This window comes from Thiomonas sp. FB-6 (assembly GCF_000377645.1).
Lineage (GTDB): Bacteria > Pseudomonadota > Gammaproteobacteria > Burkholderiales > Burkholderiaceae_C > Thiomonas_A.
Genome location: NZ_KB898471.1, coordinates 652277 through 668970, shown reverse-complemented (window position 1 = coordinate 668970; position 16694 = coordinate 652277). Strand labels below are relative to the sequence as shown.

Here is a 16694-nt window from a genome sequence, read left to right as displayed (position 1 = left end):
CCTCGCCCCTGACGAATTTCGCGACGGCTCCCTCTGCCGCCCAGGCTCCTAGGGAAAACTCGGGCAAATCGCGGCATGCGCTGCCAGCGAGTTGCCAGCTAGCGATTTCTACGATGGCTCCGCCTCGCAAGAGGAATGCGCCCGCCACGGCGCCCATACCAAAAGGAGACATCGATGAAGCAAGGCTTTGCCGCAGGCCGGCCGCAGGTTCCCCCGCTGCGCATGCGCACCCTCGCCAGCGTAGTGCTGGCCACGCTGATCGGGCCCCTGGCCCTCCCCGCGGCCCACGCGGGGCAGCTCCAGCAATTGCACCAGCTGCAAGGCGAAATCGACGCGTTGAACGCCCGGTTGCAGCAACTGGTGGCGCAACAGGCCCAGGAGCAGCAGCACCAGCAGGCGCTGGAGCAGGCCCAGCAGCGCGTGCAGGCCAGCGTCGCGGCCGCAGCGGCAACGGGCCCGGCGCTGACTCCGACACGCGCCGAGGCGATGAGCGGACAGGCCCAGTACCTGCGCAAGGGCGCGATGCCCGGCTCGTTCATCGTGCCGGGCAGCCAGACCTCGGTGCATGTCGGCGGCTTCGTCAACTTCCAGGGCATCTACGACCCGACCGAGAACCTGGGGCCCAAGTTCGCCATCGGCAACCTGACGCCGCCGGGATCGGTGTCGCGCGCGCAGTCCCAGCGCACCTTCCATGCGCAGGACAAGGTTTCGCGCCTGATCGTCACCACCAGCACGCCGAGCAGCTACGGCGACATCGGCACCAACATCTCGCTGGATTTCTACGGCTACACGCCGGGCGGTGACAACGGCCAGGCGCTGCAGAACAACAACTGGGGCGCGCGCATCGTGTACGCCTACGGCACCCTGGGCAACTGGTTGTTCGGGCAAGCCAACTCCAACTTCATCGACGACGCCGACCAGGCCGAGACCTTCGACAACGCGGGCCCCGCGGGCGTTCCGGGCGGACACACGCCGCAGGTTCGCTACACCTTCCACTTCCGGCGAGGCGCGCAGCTGGGCCTGGCGCTGGAGAACCCGCAGACGGGCTACCAGGACACGCAGGACAACATCGAGGTCGCGACCAAGACCAATCCCTTTCCCGACCTGACGGCGAATTTCCAGAAAAGCGGGGACTGGGGTCATTTCCAGTTGTCCGGACTGGTGCGCGAGCTGGGCTTTACCGACATGAACGGCGTGCGCACGACCAAGTGGGCGGGCGGGGGCATCGTCGGGGCGACCCTCAACCTGCCGGACGGCCACGGCGGCTACGGGCGTGACAACGGGGGCTTCCAGGCCTGGTTCGGCGCCGTCGGCCGCTACCTGCCCGACGACTTCGGCGCCAACGTGGCCTCGGTGCTGGCGGTCAACGACGGTACCGCGGCGAACCCCACCGGCGCCGCGGCCGTGGACGTGCAGAACGACACCGGGCTGACCCTGTACGCGCAGCACTGGTGGAGCTCGAAGCTGCGCTCCAACATCGGACTGGGCGTGAATCACCAATCGCTGGCAGCCTTCCTGCCGGCCGATTCGCAGAACGCGGTGAAGACCGAGACCGTGCACGTGAACCTGATCGAGCAGCCGGTGCCTTCGGTCGATCTGGGCGTCGAGTACATGTGGGGTCGCAAGACCTTCCAGAGCTCGACGGGGCTGGCACCCGCCAACGCCTCCCGGCTGGAGTTCGGCGGCATCTGGCATTTCTGAGCGCCCCCAGGGCCGGGCTGCGCCCAGCCCGCCTCCCGTGGGGGTCAAGAAAACTTCGGGCGGCCCGGCATTTTCTTGAGAGAGCCTGCGCCGCGTCCGCTGGGCGCGGCGCGCAACATCGAGTGTGGAATCCATGAATCAGGCAGCGAGGACCCAAAGGCGCGGCGGCGTCGAGTTCAGCGGCGTCACCAAGCGTTTCGTGACCCGCGACGGCGAGGAGAAGGTGGCGATGCGCGACGTCACGTTGAAGGTCGAACCCGGCGTGTTCTGCGCCGTGGTCGGCCCCACGGGTTGCGGCAAGTCGACCACGCTGACCCTGGCCGCCGGGCTGTACCGCGCGAGCGCGGGAGAGGTGCGTGTCGGAGGAGCGCCGGTGCGGGGCATCGCGCAGGGCGCCAGCTTCGTGTTCCAGAACGACGTGCTGCTGCCCTGGAAAAGCGTGCTGGCGAATGTCGCGCTGGGGCCCATGCTGGCCGGCACGCCGCGCAGGCAGGCCGAGAACAGCGCGCGCGACTGGCTGCGCCTGGTGGGGCTCGCCGGTTTCGAGAACTTCTATCCCTACCAGCTCTCCGGGGGCATGCGCAAGCGCGTGAGCATGGCCGCGGCATTGATCAACGAGCCCTCGCTGCTGCTGATGGACGAGCCCTTTTCCGCGCTCGACGTGCAGACGCGGGCCATCATGTCCCACGAGCTACTCGAACTGTGGGAGCGCACGCGTCCCACGGTCCTGTTCGTCACCCACGACATCGAGGAGGCCATCGCCCTGGCTGACCGCGTGGTGGTGATGACGGCCAGTCCCGCCACCGTGAAGGCGGTGTTCGAGGTGGACCTGCCGCGCCCGCGCGGAGCCGTGCAGGAGATCCGCTTCCAGCCCCGCTTCCTGGAGTTGTACCAGCAGATCTGGGAGTCCCTGCGCGAGGAGGTCGAGCAGACCTATGCGCGCACTGCCAAGGCGGGAGTCGCAGCATGAACCCGGGCATCCTCGACGCCCCGGCGGTAGAGCAGTCCGCGCCCGAGCAGGCCGCCGGCGTGAATCCGCGGGCCGGGGCGCGGCGTCGCCGCCTGGCCGTGCACCTGGGCCGCCTGGCCGCGGTGGTGGTCGTGTTCGGCGGCTGGCAGTGGCTGGCCGCGCTGAAGATCATCGATCCCTTCTTCTTCGGTTCGCCCGTGGGCATCGTGCTGCGCCTGGCCGACTGGTTCCGGCATGGCACCGCTTACGGTTCCCTATGGCTGCAGGTCGGCGTCACCCTGGAGGAGTCGTTGCTGGGCTTCGCGGCCGGCGTGACCGGCGGCATCCTGGTGGGCGTGGTGCTGGGGGAGATTCCCTATCTCGCCGACGTGTTCGGCCCCTTCATCAAGGTGGTCAACGCCTTGCCGCGCATCGTGCTGGGCTCGGTGTTCGTCATGTGGCTGGGCCTGGGAATGCCCTCGAAGGTGATGCTGGCCGCCGTGCTGGTCTTCTTCGTGGTGTTCTTCAACGCCTTCCAGGGCGTGCGCAGCGTGGACCGCAACTACGTGGCCAACGTGCGCATCCTGGGCGCCAGCCGCCTGCAGGTGATCCGGCACGTGGTGTTCCCGTCGGCGATGACCTGGATCATCGCCAGCCTGCACGTGGCCCTGGGCTTCGCCATCATCGGCGCCATCGTGGGCGAGTTCCTGGGCGCGCAACGCGGCCTGGGGCTGGTCATTTCCACCGCCCAGAACACCTTCGACGCCAATGGCGTGTTCGGCGCGATGTTCCTCATCGGGGTGCTGGCATTGAGCGCCGAAGCACTGATGGAAGTGCTGGAAAGGCGTCTGTTGCGCTGGCAGCCGCCCGCGGCCCACGGTGATGGCGTGCACGGAGACTGAAGCAATTTTTCAAGGCGCCCGGGAATCGGGCGCCGCCACCAAGGAGGAGAGCAACGTGAAACTGAAAACCCTGTCGTTCCGACTCGCGGCGGCCGCGGCCTGCGTGGCCTCGCTGGCGGGAGTGCACGCATCGGCGCAGCCCCTGCCGAAGGTCACCATGATGGTCGGTGGCATCGACAAGCAGATCTATCTGCCCTACCAGCTCGCGCAGGACCTGGGCTACTTCAAGAAGTACGGCGTGGACATGGAGTTGAGCACCGAGCAGGCGGGCGGCGTGGGGGCCGAGGACGCGATGGTCTCCGGCCAGGTCGACTTCGCCGGTGCCTGGTACGTGCACACCATCGACTTCCAGCAGCACGGCAAGGCGGTGGTGGACGTGGCCCAGCTCAGCGGCGCCCCTGGCGAGCGCGAGATGTGCACCAAGGCCTCGGGGGTGCGCACGCCCGCCGACTGGAAGGGCAAGGCCGTGGGCGTGACCGATCTGGGCTCCGGAACCGACGACCTGACCCTGTACCTGGCCGCGCGCTACCACCTGAGCAGCAAGGACTTCACGCGAGTCGGCGTGGGGGCCGGGCAGACCCTGATCGGAGCCATGGAGCATGGGCGCGTGGCCTGCGCCATGACCACCCAGCCGACGGTCAACGCGGTGGAGAAGATGGGCGTGGGCTACTCGGCCATCGACCTGGCCACCGGCGCCGGCGTGAACAAGTGGCTGGGGGGCTACTGGCCGACCGCCGCGGTGCTGGCCCGCGCCGACTGGGTCAAGGCCCACCCGCAGCTGACCCAGGACGTGGTCGACGCCATGGTGGCGACCATGCACTGGATCCACACCCACAGCGCCGAGCAGATCGCCGATCACCTGCCCAAGGACTTCGTCAGCAACCCGCTGTCCACCAAGGCCGAGTACGTGCGTGCGCTCGACCAGGACAAGGGGCAGTTCCTGCCCGACGGGCTCATGCCCAAGGGCGGCGCGCAGACCGTGCTGGCCGTGGAGAAGTTCGCCGGCAAGATCCACAAGCCGGTCGACCTCGCGGTGACCTACGACAACTCCTATGCGCTGAAGGCCAACGCCATGCTCAAGGCCTCTGGCGGCTGAGCCATCGCGCCGCGGGCGGGATACTCCCGTTGCGCAAGTGTTACGCCCGCGGCACGATCGACGCCCCATGAAACTGCTACTGGTCGAGGACAACGCCGAACTGGCGCGCTGGCTGAGCCGGGCGCTGCAGGAAGACCTGTTCGAGGTCGACTGCGCGGGCGACGCCGAGCAGGCCCTGTGGCATCTGCAGGCCGCCCGCTACGACCTGGTGCTGCTGGACCTGAAGCTGCCCGGCCCCGACGGCCGGACCGTGCTGCGGCGCCTGCGGCGCGAGCGCGAGGGCATCCCGGTGCTGGTGCTCACGGCCAGCGACGCGCTGGACATGAAGGTCGAGTGCCTGGATCTCGGCGCCGACGACTACGTGGTCAAGCCCTTCGAAGTGCGCGAACTCGTGGCGCGGGTGCGGGCGCTGATCCGGCGCTCGGCCAACAACTCGCAGTCGCGCCTGCAGTGCGCGAACCTGAGCTACGACATCCAGGAGTGCCGCTTCAGCGTGGACGGCCAGCTGCTGGAGCTCACTCCGCGCGAGCATCGGGTGCTGGAGATGCTGTTGATGCAGCACGGACAGGTGGTGCCCAAGGCCCGGTTGATCTCGGGGGTGTTCCCGATGGGCGCCGAAGCGGGCGAGAACGCCATCGAGACCTACGTGCACCGCCTGCGCAGGAAGCTCGCCGCGGCGAGCATCCGCATCGTCACCCTGCGGGGATTCGGCTACATCCTCAAGGATGCGGCCGACGCCTCATGAAAAGCCTGCGCCTTCGCCTGCTGGTCTGGGTGCTCGTGCCCATGCTGGGCGCGCTGGCGCTCAGCGCCTGGCTGTCGTGGCGTGCCGCGCACGACACGGCTTCGCTGCAGCAGGACCGGCGCCTGCTCGCCTCGGCGGAGACCATGGCCGAGCAGCTGCGCTGGCAGAACGGCGGCGTGGTGGCGAGCACGCCGCTGGCCGCGCTGGAGATGTTCGCCAGCAGCGCGCATGACCGGGTGTACTTCGAGGTGCGCGACGACGCGGGCGACGTGCTGGCAGGCTGGCCCGGGCTCATTCCCGCCGCCGAACAGCCGGGCCGCGGCGTCGAATACAGCAGCCTGCGTTTCGCGGGCGAGCCGTTGCGCGCGGTCACCCTGACCCGCGAGCTCAGGCGCCGCGGGCGTGTGTTGCGCGTGAGCGTGCGCGTGGCCGAAGGTCGCATCGGCTTCGAGCGCCTGCTGCACGCGTTGTGGTTCCCCACCCTGCTGCGCGAAACGCTGCTGCTGGCCTTCGCGCTGGGCCTCATGCTGCTGGGGCTCACCCTGGAGCTGCGTCCGGTGCTTCGCCTGCGCCGCAGCGTGCAGCGGCGCGCGCCGGATGATCTGTCGGCCATCGCCTCGGAGGAACTGCACCGCGAGCTGCGGCCGATCGTCGACACCCTCAACGGTTATGCGCAGCGCCTGACCCAGCAGGTCACGGCGCAAAAGCGCTTCGTCATGGACGCCGCGCATCAGCTGCGCACACCGGTGGCGCTGCTCAACGCCCAACTCGACGTGCTGGCCCACTTCCGGATCGGTCCGGACGTCGCCGAAACCCTGGAGGCCATGCGGGGCTGCGCGCGAAGGCAGCGTTTGCTGATCAATCAGCTGCTCGCGCTGTTCCGGGCCGAGGCGCACGACATGCGCAGCAGCCCGGCGGCGCCGGTGGACCTGATGGAAGCCGTGCGCGACAGCTGCGCCGAGCTCGCGCTGTTCGCCGACGCCAGAAGCCTGGAACTGGAGGTGGATGCGCCCGAGGGATCGGCGATGGTGATGGGCCACGCGCCCTTGCTGCAGTCGGTCGTGTTCAACCTGCTGGACAATGCGCTGCGCTACACCCCGGAGGGAGGGGCGGTGCAGGTACGCGTGCTGCAGCGCGACGACTTCGTGGAGTTGGTGGTGGAGGACAGCGGCCCGGGCATCGAGCCGCGCCACCGCGAGGCGGTGCTGGAGCGCTTCAACCGGGGCGGGAGCGAAGACGATGCCGGCTTCGGGCTGGGATTGGCCATCGTGCGCGAGGCCGTGCGGGCCTGCGACGGCCAGCTCGAGCTCGGCGACGGCGAGCGCCTGGGGGGCCTGCGAGTGGTCGTGCGCCTGCGGGCGGCCCTGGGCGGGGGCGGGCCCGGCCGCAAGGCGACGCAGCCGGGGACAGCGACATGAGCAGGTGTGCGGCAGGGCCACGGGAAGGGATGAGGACATTCATGCGAAGCTTGCGAATCGCCGCGGTGCTCTGGCTGGCGCTGGGGGCCGCGTGGTGCCGGGCCGACTCCCCCATCGTGCTCATGGTCGGGGGCATGAACAAGATCATCTATCTGCCCGCCATCGTGGCGCAGCGTCAGGGCTATTTCCGGAAGCTGGGGCTGCACGTCGAGGTGGTGTCCGAGCCCGCCGGCTCGAATGCCGAGGACGAACTCATCGCCGGCGCGGTGCAGGGCGTGGTGGGCTTCTACGATCATTGCATCGACCTGCAGAGCAAGGGCTATGCCATCGAATCGGTGATCCAGCTCACGCGGGTGCCCGGTGAAGTGGAACTGACCCAGGCCGGCAGGGCCGGGGCGGACCTGCGTGCCATCGGCGCGCGCCGGCTTGGCGTCACCGACATCGGCTCGTCGACCGACTTCCTCAGCCGCTACCTGGCGCTGCGCGCCGGCCTTCAGCCCTCGCAGTACCGCCTGGTTCCGGTGGACGCCGGCGACCGCTTCATGGAGGCGCTGCGTGCGGGGCACATCGACGCGGGCATGACCACCGACCCCACGGTCACGCGCCTGCTGGATGCGCAGGGTGCGCGCATCCTGGTCGACCTGCGCAGCGTGCGCGGCATGCGTTCGGCCCTGGGGGGTGACTACCCCGCGTCCAGCGTGTACATGCAGCGTGCCTGGGTCGACGCCCATCCGAGCCAGGTGCGCGGCATCGTGCAGGCCTTTCTCATGGCGCTGCGCTACCTGCGCAGCCATGACGCCGCGACCGTGGTCGCCAGCCTGCCGCCGGCCTTCGTGGAGGGGCACCGTGCGGCCTATGTCAAGGCCCTGCAGGCGTTCCGCCCCGAGTATTCGCCCGACGGCCGCATGCCCGCCGACGGGCCGACCACCGTGCTGGCCGTGCTGCAGGCCATCAACCCCGACGTCCGCGGCGGGGACATCGACCTGTCCCGCACCTATACGGAGAAGTTCCTGCCGCGCCGAGGGCTTGCGCCGCCCGCGGGCAGGTAGAACACCACGCTGTCCCTGGCCGGGAAGGAGCGCATGCCGGCGGCCAGGCCCGGCAGGCCGGGCAGCAGCAGGTCCTGCCGCTGATGGGGGCATTTCCGCAATCGGGCGGCTGGAGCGCTAAAATGTAGCTACATTTGGCTCGATGCGGATCGAGTTCGACGAATGCAAGCGAGCCATGACCTTGGCCGGCCGGGGGCTGGATTTCGCGCATGCCGGACGGATTTTCGAGGGGCCTCACTTCACGGCCGAGGATCGGCGCGAGGATTACGGCGAACCGCGCTTCATCACCGCCGGCATGCTCGACGACCGGTTGGTGGTACTTGTGTGGACGCCGCGTGGCAGCGCAAGGCGAGTGATCAGCTTGAGGAGGGCGAATGAACGCGAACAAGCCAGATTCCAGGCGAACTTGCATCGAAGCGGATGACGCCCCCGAGCTGGACGACGCCTTCTTCGAGCGCGCCGATCTGTATCGAGGCGCCAAGCTGGTGCGCCGTGGTCGTCTGCCCAAGGGGGTGCGGCCAAAGGTTCTTCTGAGTGTTCGCTACGACGCGGACGTGATCGAGGCCTTTCGCGCCAGTGGAGACGGGTGGCAATCACGCATGAACGATGCCTTGCGGGACTGGCTGCAAAGCCACGGCCTGGTCGGATCTCCGATGGACCGCTCCGGCAGGTAGAACACCACGCTGTCCCTGGCCGGGAAGGAGAACATGCCGGCGGCCAGGCCCGTGGCCAGGAAGCCGGCCAGGCGGCCGCGCGGCACCCACACCGCCAGCGGGCGCCCCTCGGCGCGGCTGCGCAGCACAGCGCCCGGGCCGACGCAGGCGCGGGCGCCAGGGTCGGCGGCGCAGCCGAAGCGCAGGTCGCTGCTCAGGCTGTCGATCACGCGCAGCTGCCGCGTGCCGTACAGCAGCAGGGAGGCGTCGTGATCCTCGAAGCGGCGCCAGGAGTACACGATGGTGTCCGCGGGCATGCGCGCATACAGCTTCGCGGCCACGTGGCGCTGCGACAGGTCGGCGGTCTTGGCCTGGCTGAGGCGGTCGGCGAAGCCCGTCATGGTCAGGCCCAGCAGGCCGAACAGCAGCAGGGCCGCGCTGCCGTGCCCGCGCATTTGCATCACGCCGGCCAGCAGCGAGGCGGCCGACAGTTCCGCGAGCAGTGTGCGCAGCGCTTCCAGTTCGTCGGCGGGCAGTCCGGAGCGCAGCATCGCCGCCTGCAGCGCCGGGGTCCAGCTCAGCGCCAGCGCGCCGAGGGTGCAGAGTGCGAAGCCCAGCATGCCCATGGCGATCCAGGTGCGCAGGCGCGCGGACGCGTCGGCTTCCTGGGCCGCCTGCAGGCGCACCCCCAGCCACCACGCCAGCAGCGGCACCGTGGGCAGCAGGTAGTACGCGCCCTTGTCGCCGGCGGCCGAGAAGAACACGATCCACACGAGCGCCGCGTTGCGCGCCATGCGCGCCGTGAACTCGGCCGTGCCGCTCCCGCGCAGGCGCGGGGCGAGCAGCGCGACGGCGGCCATCACGCCGCTCCACTGGAAGAAGCCGATCAGCAGCCGGGGTCCGTAGTACCACCAGGGCCCCGTGTGGAAGTCGCGCGGAACCCGGGTGCCCAGGAAGCGCATGAGGGTCTCGTTGACGAAATAGAAGTGCGCGAATCCGGGCAGGCGCAGGCTCGCCGCGATGTGCCAGGGCGCGACGATCAGCAGGAACAAGGCCACGGACCAGGGGTCGAGCAGGAAGCGCAGCCACTGGGAGCGTGCGCGTCCCTCGGGGGCGAACACGATCTGCAGCAGCCCCACCAGTCCCAGCAGGGCCAGGGCCATGGGCCCCTTGGCCAGCGTGGCCAGGCCCAGGGCCACGGCGGCCGCCCGCAGCCACGCGCGCTGCTGCCGGTGCATGGCCAGCTGCACGCAGGCGAAGGCGGCGAGCCAGAACAGGGCCATCACCGGGTCGAACAGCACGGTGCGGCACACCAGCAGGAAGCCCAGGCTGGTCGCCGTGACCAGCGCGGCGAAGCGCCCGGCCAGCGGTGCTCCGGTGGCACGCCCCAGGGCGACGCAGCCCACGCTGCACAGCCAGCCCGCCAGGGCATCGGGCAGGCGGGCCTGCCAGGCCCCGACGCCGAAGGCCTTGAACACCAGGGCCATGATCCAGTACAGCAGCGGCGGCTTCTCGATGTAGGGCACGCCGTCGAGATGGGGAATGATCCACGAGCCGCCGTGGGCCATGGCGGCGGCGATGGCCGCGTACAGCGCCTCGTCGGTGTCGCGGATGGGCCCGGCGCCCAGGCCGTGGAACATGCACAACGCGGTCAGCGCGAGCAGCGCGGCATCGATGGCCAGGCGGGGCTCGGCGGCGGCCGACACCCAGGCGGGCGGGGCGGACCGGGTGGGGCGTAGGGCCAGGCTCGGCGGGTTCATGCCGCGCGCAGCCATTGCTCGGCCTGTGCCGCGCTCAGCGGCCTGCCGTACCAGTAGCCCTGGGCGAAGTCGCAGCCCATTTCGTGGGTGATGGCGGCCTGCGCCGTCTGCTCCACCCCCTCGGCGACCACCTGCATGCGCAGGCCATGGGCCATTCCGATGATGGAGCGGGCGATGGTGCGGTGACGCTCGCTGCCCACCAGGCCCTGGGTGATCGAGCGGTCGAGCTTGAGCGCGTGCACCGGCAGCTGGCCGAGCATCGCCAGGTTGGAATAGCCGGTTCCGAAGTCGTCCAGCGCGATGCGCACGCCGGCTTCGGCCAGCAGCTGGAGCTGCCGGGCGACCGCCTCGGGGTGGTGCAGCATGACACGCTCGGTGATCTCCACGGTCAGCGCATCCGGCGGCAGGCCGATGTCCTGCAGGTGGAGCAGCCACAGCTGCACGGTCGAGCGCGAGGCCAGCTGCAGCGGCGACACGTTGACTCCTACGCGCACGGCGCGGCCGCTGGCCGCGCGCAGGCGCGCGCATTCGGCGGCGGCCGCGTGGAACACCCAGTCCCCGAGCTCGAGGATCAGCCCGCTGTGCTCGGCGAGGGCGATGAAGCGCTCCGGCGCGACGTCTCCCAGCAGCGGGTGACTCCAGCGCAACAGCGCCTCGAAGTTGCTCGGGGCGGCGCCGCGCATGGCGTGGATGGGCTGGTAGGCGAGCTGCAGCTGGCCGCGGTGCGCCGCGTGCCGAAGCTCGTCCAGCAGCCGACCTTGCGCGGCGTGCCCCCGGCGCGCGGCCCACGCGCGCTGCCGCGCGCGGGACGCGGGGGAGGCCGGCATCAATGGTCGCCTTGCTGCGAGCCGTCCGTGCCGCCCTGGAAGTGGCTGGACTCGGACACCTGGGTCAGCGAGTTGTCCTGCATGTTCAGCACCACGTTGCCGCCGCTGCTCGAGGACACCACCACGGCGTGGGTGCCCATCACGTAGTAGGCGTTGCCGCTGAAGTTGGTCGACGTGGACGTCATGTTGTCGGTCACCGTGAGGTTGAGCGACGGGGCCTCCAGAATGAAGGGTGCCGCCGGGCTCGCGGCCTCGCTCCACGCGATGGTGGTGCTCGGCGTGCCGGTGCCCTGGGTCAGGGTGGTGACCGTGGGCATGGAGAAGCTGTGCCCGTGGCCGTCGTCGCCGGAGGTGGCTTGGAAGGTGGCCAGGGTCATCGACCACGCGCTTGCGGTGGGGGCGACGCAGGCGCCCAGGCCGCCCACCGAATCCGAGTTCCCGTGGGCCGACAGCCCGTCGAGGTCGAAACGCAGCGCGTACTGGCCGGTGCTGCAGCGCGCGCCGCCCTCGTCGGAGGAGGCCTGGGCGAAGCCGTTCCAGGCCGGCACGGCGGTGGCCGGCGCGAGCGCGGCGGCGAAGCTGGCCAGGAGCTGGCTGCCGGTGTTCACGCCGCCGCCCTGGACCACGTAGGCCTGCTGGCTGGACAGGTTGGTGGGCAGCGAGGCGATTTTCGCGCGCACCAGGTAGGAGCGGCCGCCGGCGTCGGTGACGTTGAGCGTGAGCAGGTTGCCCACCAGCGTGCCGGAGACCTTGCCGTCGGCCGACGTGACCTTGCCCGTGGCGTCGATGGTGACGGCGGGATCCACCACCACCTCGGCCGGGTTGGGGCTGCCCGCGCTGCTCACCGAGCCGCTGCCGGTGTTGACGTCCCAGTTCACGGGGGTTTCGGCCACCAGCGCCTGCAGCTGGTAGGTGCCCGGCACCACGCTTTGCACATTGGCGTCGATCACGTCGCCCAGGTCGAGTTCCGGCGCGAAATCCGGGTCGGCCAGGATGGCCACCTGCAGGGAGGGCAGGACCTGGGCGCAACTGCCGCCCAGCACCGCGGCGGCCGTGGCCAGCGCGGTGGAGGGGCTGGCGGTGGAACTCAGCGTGGCGCCGGCGGCGATCTGGCGCGCCAGGTCGGTGGTCGAGCTCACGCTGATCACGGGGGTGCAGTAGTTGTCGCCCACCGCCTTCACGGCGGCCGAGATCGCCAGGATGTCGTTGCGGTAGATGGCGATGGTGCTGGCGTAGGTGGCGGGGCCCAGCGTGGCGTAGCTCCCGCCGTGGGTCTGCGCGTACACCGCCAGCGCGGCCGTGCTCACCGGACTGATGTCCAGGTCCGGCAGGTTGATGGTGCTGAGGGTGCCGATGCTCGCCAGCACGTCGGACTGGCCGAGATAACTGGTGAGTTCCAGCGGGGTGGCGCCGGCGCTGCGGCCCACGGCCGCGGCGTTGGCGAAGATGGGCACGCTGCCGCTGGGCAGGCTCACGCTCAGGGTGAAGGAACCCTGGGAATTGGCGGTGGCCGTGCCGATCACGGTGCCTCCGTCGGCCAGCGGGGCGCCCGAGGTGATGGTGATGCTCGCGCCGGGCATCGGGGAGTCGATGGCGGCTCCGCTGAGCTGGATGCCGCCGGGGCCGGTGCCGCCGCCGCCACCGCCGCCGCAGGCGGCCAGGGCCAGCGCGACCGCCGCCGCCGCGGGCAGCATCGCAAATCGCAGGGGACGGGAGGAAAGTCGCTTGTGCATGGTGTTGCTCCTGGTGATCTCTTGCGCGGGACGTGGCTGTCTGCGGAACCGCCGGCGCATCCGGCCGTTTCGTGGACGCAATCATAGATGGGAAAATTTCCCAGTCAATGCCTTTTGCGTTAGAATGTTCCCATGACGTCGGCTTCGGGCCGCACCAGCAGCAGCGCCATGGGACGTTCCACCACCCCTTTGCCTTCGAGTTCGCCAGCCAGGCCGCAACCCGCGCAGGAGACGCTGGAGGCCTGGATGCGCGTGCAGGCGCCGTTGTGCCGCCTGTTGCTGGACTCCGGCATCGACTACAAGCAGGCGGTGCTGGCGCTCAAGCAGGTGTTCCTGCGCCAGGCGCAGGAGCTGATGGCCGGCCGGGGCGCGCCCGACACCGATTCCGGCCTGAGCGTGGTCTCCGGCGTGCACCGCAAGGACGTGCACGCCTGGCGCAACGATCCGGCCGCCCACGCGCGCTCGCGGGCTCCCATGTCCACCAGCTCCCAGGTGTTCGCGCGCTGGGCGGTGTCGGCCGGCTACCACGACCGCAGGCGCCGTCCCAAGGCGGTCCCGCGCCTGGGCCCGGCGCCGTCCTTCGAGGCGCTGGTGCGCGCCTGCACCAGCGACGTGCACCCCTACAGCGTGCTGCAGGAAATGGTCCGCATCGGTCTGGTGGAAATGGCCCTGCGCAAGGGCGTGGAATACGTGGTGCCGCGCAACGACGTGTTCGTGCCCGCGGGCGAGCCCGCGCAGTGGCTCGAACTCTTCGGCCTGAACCTGGCGGACCATGCCTCGACCGCCGTGCGCAACCTGGGCGGCGAGGCGCCGCGCCTGGAGCAGAGCGTGTTCGCCGACGGGCTCAGCCAGGCTTCGATGCAGCGCCTGGGCGAGTTGTCGCGCGATCTCTGGGCGCGCGCGCGAGAGGCCATGGTCGCCGAGGCCATCCGCTGCCTGGAGTCCGATGCCGCGCGGCCCGACGCCAACGGGCGCATGCGCTTCGGCGCCTATTACTGGAGCGAGGAGCAGCAGCCCGCCCCTTCCGCCCCGGCAGCGCCCGAAACCCCGAGGGCAGGGCGCGGCGCGCGCGCGGGCCGGCGCGCCTCCCTGCCCCGACCCCCATCTTCCGAGGACCCGTCGTGAGCCATAGCCAGTCGGACAAACTACGCCGGGTGCTGCTTGCCGCGGCCGCGGCGTGCTGCGCGGCGGTGCTGGCCGCCTGCGGGGGAGGCGCCGCCGTGGTGGCGCTGGTGGGCGGCGGCGTGGGCACCGGGGGTACCGGCATCGCCTTCGGCACCGTCATCGGCCTGGGCAGCGTGATCGTGGACGGCAAGTCCTACAGTAGCGCCACGCCGACCTACTACGCGCCCACCTCCACCCGCGAATCGGCGCAGACCACCTCCGAGTCGGTGGAGCTCGGCGCGCGCATGGACCTCACGCTGGGCGCCGGCAACCAGCCCGCCACGGCCCTCGTGCAGCCCGAACTGCAGGGCGTGGCGGGGCAGGTCGACCCGACGGCGGGCACGCTCACGGTCAACGGCATGCGCGTGCGGGTCAACACCGATCCGGCCCTCGGCCCGCAGACCCTGTACTCAGGGCTCACCGGGCTGTCCGGCATCGCCTCGGGTTCCACCAACGTGGAGGTGCACGGGGCCTACGGGGTCGACGCGCAAGGCCCCTGCCTGTGGGCCACGCTGATCGAGCAGGTTCCGGGCGACAGTTCCGTCACGCGCCTGGTGGGCACCGTGACCGCCGTGGGCGCGAACTCGGTCACGCTGGATACCAGCGCCACGCCCATCCCGCTGAACGCCTCCACCCAGGTGCTGCTCCCGTCGGGCTCGTCGCTGACGGCGGGCGAACTCGTCTACGCCTGGAACTACAAGGGCAACTGGGTGCTGCGCGTGGCCGGCACCGGAAGCTTCAGCGGTCCCGTGCAGATCTCGGGCGTGGTCTACAACCCCGGCGCGGGGAGCTTCATGGTCTCGGGCATCCCGGTCCAGAGCAGCGCCGGCGTGACCGCCGGCCAGTACGTGGTGGTCAGCGGCCAGGCCGACGGGCAGGGCCATCTGCTGGCCCAGAAGGTCGACAACTATTCGGTGGCGAACCCGGCGCAGTTCGAACTGCACGGCACCATCACCGGATTCGTCGGCCCCTCCAGCTTCCTGGTGCGCGGCACGCCGGTCGACGCCTCGCAGAGCCCCAGTTTCACCAGCGGGTCGGCCTCGCAACTGGGCAACGGCGTGTACGTGGACATCACGGGGCAGGTCTCCCCCGGGGCAGGCAACGTGATCGTGGCGCGCACCGTCGCCGTGCAGGCGGCGCCCAGCCCGGGCGACACCGTGGATCTGCAGGGAACGATCACCAGCGTCGACCTCACCAACGGGCAATTCGTGCTGAGCTGGCAGTTGCAGGCCTCGACGGTGCCGGTCACCGTCACGATCGCGCCCAATCGCGCCTTCAACCACGGCGACTCGTCCAGCCTGGAGCCCGGCAGGACGGTGCAGGTGGAAGGTACGTGGACCGGCACGAACACCGTCGACGCCTACACCATCAACTTCGGCGCCGACGGAAGCTCGGGGGACCTGCAGGCCTCCGGGCGCGTGTATTCCTGGAGCCAGGGCACTGCGGTCACGAGCACGCAGACCGTGGCGGCGGCGGCTTCCACCTTCATGCTGGGGGGCAATACGCTGACCATTCCCGTCGGCACGACCATTCCCGCCGGCTTCGGTGACGGCGCGGACGTGGAACTAAGCTTCCTCACCTCGGGCGGGGTCAACACCGTGCAGAAGCTGTCGGTGGACAACTGAGCATGGCCGGCGCGGCGGACCCGTGGGCCGACTGGCTGCTGCGCGGCCGCGGAGGCGGCAGCGCCGAGTACGAATCGCGCATCGAGGCGCGGGTGGGGCAGTACGTGGAGCGCGTGCTCGACGCGCTGGAGCCGGCGCCACCCGGGCAGCTGCTCGACTTCGGCTGCGGAAGCGGCGCGCTGGGGCTGCGCGCGCTGCGGCGCTGGCCGGGGGTGTGCGTGGTGTTCGCCGACGCGTCGGAAGAGTTGTTGCGCATCGCGGGCGAGCGCGCGCGGGCCCAGGGCACCCAGGCGCGCTGCCGGCTGCTGGCGCTGGCTGCGCGGGAGCCGCAGGCCGGAGCCCTCCACGAGCTGGCCGACGCCAGCCTCGATGCCGTCGCCACGCGCTCGGCGCTGGCCTACGTGGCCGACAAGCCGGCCATGCTCGCCGAGTTCCGCCGCGTGCTGCGCCCTGGAGGCCTGCTTTCGCTGGGCGAGCCGGTGTTCCGCGACGACGCCCTCGCGGCCTGCGCGCAGCGCCGCGCGCTGGAGCAGGTGCCGCGGCCCGAGGGCGCCGCGGGCGGGCAGCCGCAGTTGCTGAGCCTGCTGCAGCGCTGGCAATCCCGGCAGTTCCCCGACACCGAACAGGAACTGGCGCGCAGCCCCTACTGCAATTTCTCCGAGCGCGAACTGTTCGCCTGGACCCTGCAGGCGGGCTTCGCGCGGGTGCACGTGGAACTGCACATGGACGCCGGCCCCAGCCTGGCGCCGGACTGGGACAGTTTCACCCGCCACAGCCCGCATCCCTACGCGAAGACCTTGCGCGAGGTGCTCGATCGCGATTTCACGCCCGAAGAGCGCGCGTTGCTCGAGGGCGTGCTGCGCGAGAACTGGGAGCGCGGCTCGATGGTCTCGGTCGAGCGCATGGCCTACGTGCGCGCCCTACGGCCCTGAGGCGCTGAGGCGCCTGGGGGCGTTGGGGGCACCGGGGCTCGGCCCACGCGATTGCGGGAATGACCCCTGGCCCCAAGGCGGTGGATTGTCGTAGCCTGTGCCATTCCATGCCATTGCGTGTCAGTCTCGCGCGGTTGCGA

The 16694-nt window shown here is 70.5% G+C and carries 14 protein-coding genes and 1 pseudogene; 12 read left to right on the top strand and 3 right to left on the bottom strand.

From position 1 onward, the window contains the following. Positions 1-174 precede the first annotated feature (174 nt). From D466_RS0103160 to D466_RS23110, 9 genes are all read left to right on the top strand, one after another. Entirely contained in the window at positions 175-1701 is a 1527-nt protein-coding gene (locus D466_RS0103160) for a DcaP family trimeric outer membrane transporter (RefSeq protein ID WP_018912250.1), read from the top strand. A gap of 133 nt (positions 1702-1834) precedes the next feature. After that, positions 1835-2671, top strand: coding sequence for an ABC transporter ATP-binding protein (locus tag D466_RS0103155; protein WP_018912249.1), 837 nt, complete (start codon positions 1835-1837; stop codon positions 2669-2671). Beyond that, entirely contained in the window at positions 2668-3552 is an 885-nt protein-coding gene (locus D466_RS0103150; RefSeq protein ID WP_018912248.1) for an ABC transporter permease, read from the top strand. The genes D466_RS0103155 and D466_RS0103150 overlap by 4 nt, the downstream gene beginning before the upstream one ends. 55 nt (positions 3553-3607) lie before the next feature. Continuing rightward, positions 3608-4648: an ABC transporter substrate-binding protein gene (locus D466_RS0103145; RefSeq protein WP_018912247.1), complete on the top strand. Its 1041-nt coding sequence runs from the start codon at positions 3608-3610 to the stop codon at positions 4646-4648. Between the two features lie 67 nt (positions 4649-4715). Continuing rightward, complete coding sequence (locus D466_RS0103140) at positions 4716-5393, top strand: response regulator transcription factor (protein WP_018912246.1); 678 nt, start codon at positions 4716-4718, stop codon at positions 5391-5393. After that, a complete protein-coding gene (locus D466_RS20375) occupies positions 5390-6811 on the top strand; it encodes a sensor histidine kinase (protein WP_018912245.1) in 1422 nt (473 codons plus the stop codon). Before D466_RS0103140 ends, D466_RS20375 begins: the two co-directional genes overlap by 4 nt. Before the next feature lie 29 nt (positions 6812-6840). After that, complete coding sequence (locus D466_RS0103130) at positions 6841-7860, top strand: ABC transporter substrate-binding protein (protein ID WP_156003929.1); 1020 nt, start codon at positions 6841-6843, stop codon at positions 7858-7860. A 142-nt stretch (positions 7861-8002) separates the two neighbouring features. Continuing rightward, entirely contained in the window at positions 8003-8284 is a 282-nt protein-coding gene (locus D466_RS0103125; RefSeq protein ID WP_018912243.1) for a BrnT family toxin, read from the top strand. Continuing rightward, positions 8235-8534 carry a BrnA antitoxin family protein gene (locus D466_RS23110; RefSeq protein ID WP_156003927.1) on the top strand — a complete coding sequence of 100 codons (300 nt, stop codon included), beginning with the start codon at positions 8235-8237 and terminating at the stop codon, positions 8532-8534. The genes D466_RS0103125 and D466_RS23110 overlap by 50 nt, the downstream gene beginning before the upstream one ends. Positions 8535-9505: 971 nt before the next feature. Here D466_RS23110 and D466_RS24660 read toward each other — a convergent pair. The 3 genes and pseudogenes from D466_RS24660 to D466_RS0103110 form a co-directional block, all read right to left on the bottom strand. Further along, positions 9506-10153: pseudogene (locus tag D466_RS24660) on the bottom strand (ArnT family glycosyltransferase); the annotation flags it as partial. Positions 10154-10269: 116 nt separating this feature from the next. After that, a complete protein-coding gene (locus tag D466_RS0103115) occupies positions 10270-11100 on the bottom strand; it encodes an EAL domain-containing protein (protein ID WP_018912241.1) in 831 nt (276 codons plus the stop codon). After that, positions 11100-12833 carry a hypothetical protein gene (locus D466_RS0103110; RefSeq protein WP_156003925.1) on the bottom strand — a complete coding sequence of 578 codons (1734 nt, stop codon included), beginning with the start codon at positions 12831-12833 and terminating at the stop codon, positions 11100-11102. The genes D466_RS0103115 and D466_RS0103110 overlap by 1 nt, the downstream gene beginning before the upstream one ends. A gap of 168 nt (positions 12834-13001) precedes the next feature. Between D466_RS0103110 and D466_RS20370 the strand changes: the two genes are divergently transcribed. The 3 genes from D466_RS20370 to D466_RS22620 are packed head-to-tail and all read left to right on the top strand — an operon-like array spanning position 13002 to position 16554. After that, a complete protein-coding gene (locus D466_RS20370; RefSeq protein WP_156003923.1) occupies positions 13002-13958 on the top strand; it encodes a DUF6502 family protein in 957 nt (318 codons plus the stop codon). Continuing rightward, positions 13955-15622, top strand: a complete 1668-nt coding sequence (locus D466_RS0103100; RefSeq protein ID WP_026284830.1) for a DUF5666 domain-containing protein — start codon at positions 13955-13957, stop codon at positions 15620-15622. Before D466_RS20370 ends, D466_RS0103100 begins: the two co-directional genes overlap by 4 nt. Before the next feature lie 2 nt (positions 15623-15624). Then, entirely contained in the window at positions 15625-16554 is a 930-nt protein-coding gene (locus D466_RS22620; RefSeq protein WP_018912236.1) for a class I SAM-dependent methyltransferase, read from the top strand. Positions 16555-16694 lie beyond the last annotated feature (140 nt).

What these genes read in the sequence shown, in the direction of transcription:
- D466_RS0103130 (WP_156003929.1), top strand. Translation starts at nt 6,841, where the DNA reads ATGAGGACATTCATGCGAAGCTTGCGAATCGCCGCGGTGCTCTGGCTG.
- D466_RS0103115 (WP_018912241.1), bottom strand. Translation starts at nt 11,100, where the DNA reads ATGCCGGCCTCCCCCGCGTCCCGCGCGCGGCAGCGCGCGTGGGCCGCG.
- D466_RS0103150 (WP_018912248.1), top strand. Translation starts at nt 2,668, where the DNA reads ATGAACCCGGGCATCCTCGACGCCCCGGCGGTAGAGCAGTCCGCGCCC.
- D466_RS0103110 (WP_156003925.1), bottom strand. Translation starts at nt 12,833, where the DNA reads ATGCACAAGCGACTTTCCTCCCGTCCCCTGCGATTTGCGATGCTGCCC.
- D466_RS0103140 (WP_018912246.1), top strand. Translation starts at nt 4,716, where the DNA reads ATGAAACTGCTACTGGTCGAGGACAACGCCGAACTGGCGCGCTGGCTG.
- D466_RS22620 (WP_018912236.1), top strand. Translation starts at nt 15,625, where the DNA reads ATGGCCGGCGCGGCGGACCCGTGGGCCGACTGGCTGCTGCGCGGCCGC.
- D466_RS23110 (WP_156003927.1), top strand. Translation starts at nt 8,235, where the DNA reads ATGAACGCGAACAAGCCAGATTCCAGGCGAACTTGCATCGAAGCGGAT.
- D466_RS0103160 (WP_018912250.1), top strand. Translation starts at nt 175, where the DNA reads ATGAAGCAAGGCTTTGCCGCAGGCCGGCCGCAGGTTCCCCCGCTGCGC.
- D466_RS20370 (WP_156003923.1), top strand. Translation starts at nt 13,002, where the DNA reads ATGGGACGTTCCACCACCCCTTTGCCTTCGAGTTCGCCAGCCAGGCCG.
- D466_RS0103125 (WP_018912243.1), top strand. Translation starts at nt 8,003, where the DNA reads ATGCGGATCGAGTTCGACGAATGCAAGCGAGCCATGACCTTGGCCGGC.
- D466_RS0103155 (WP_018912249.1), top strand. Translation starts at nt 1,835, where the DNA reads ATGAATCAGGCAGCGAGGACCCAAAGGCGCGGCGGCGTCGAGTTCAGC.
- D466_RS20375 (WP_018912245.1), top strand. Translation starts at nt 5,390, where the DNA reads ATGAAAAGCCTGCGCCTTCGCCTGCTGGTCTGGGTGCTCGTGCCCATG.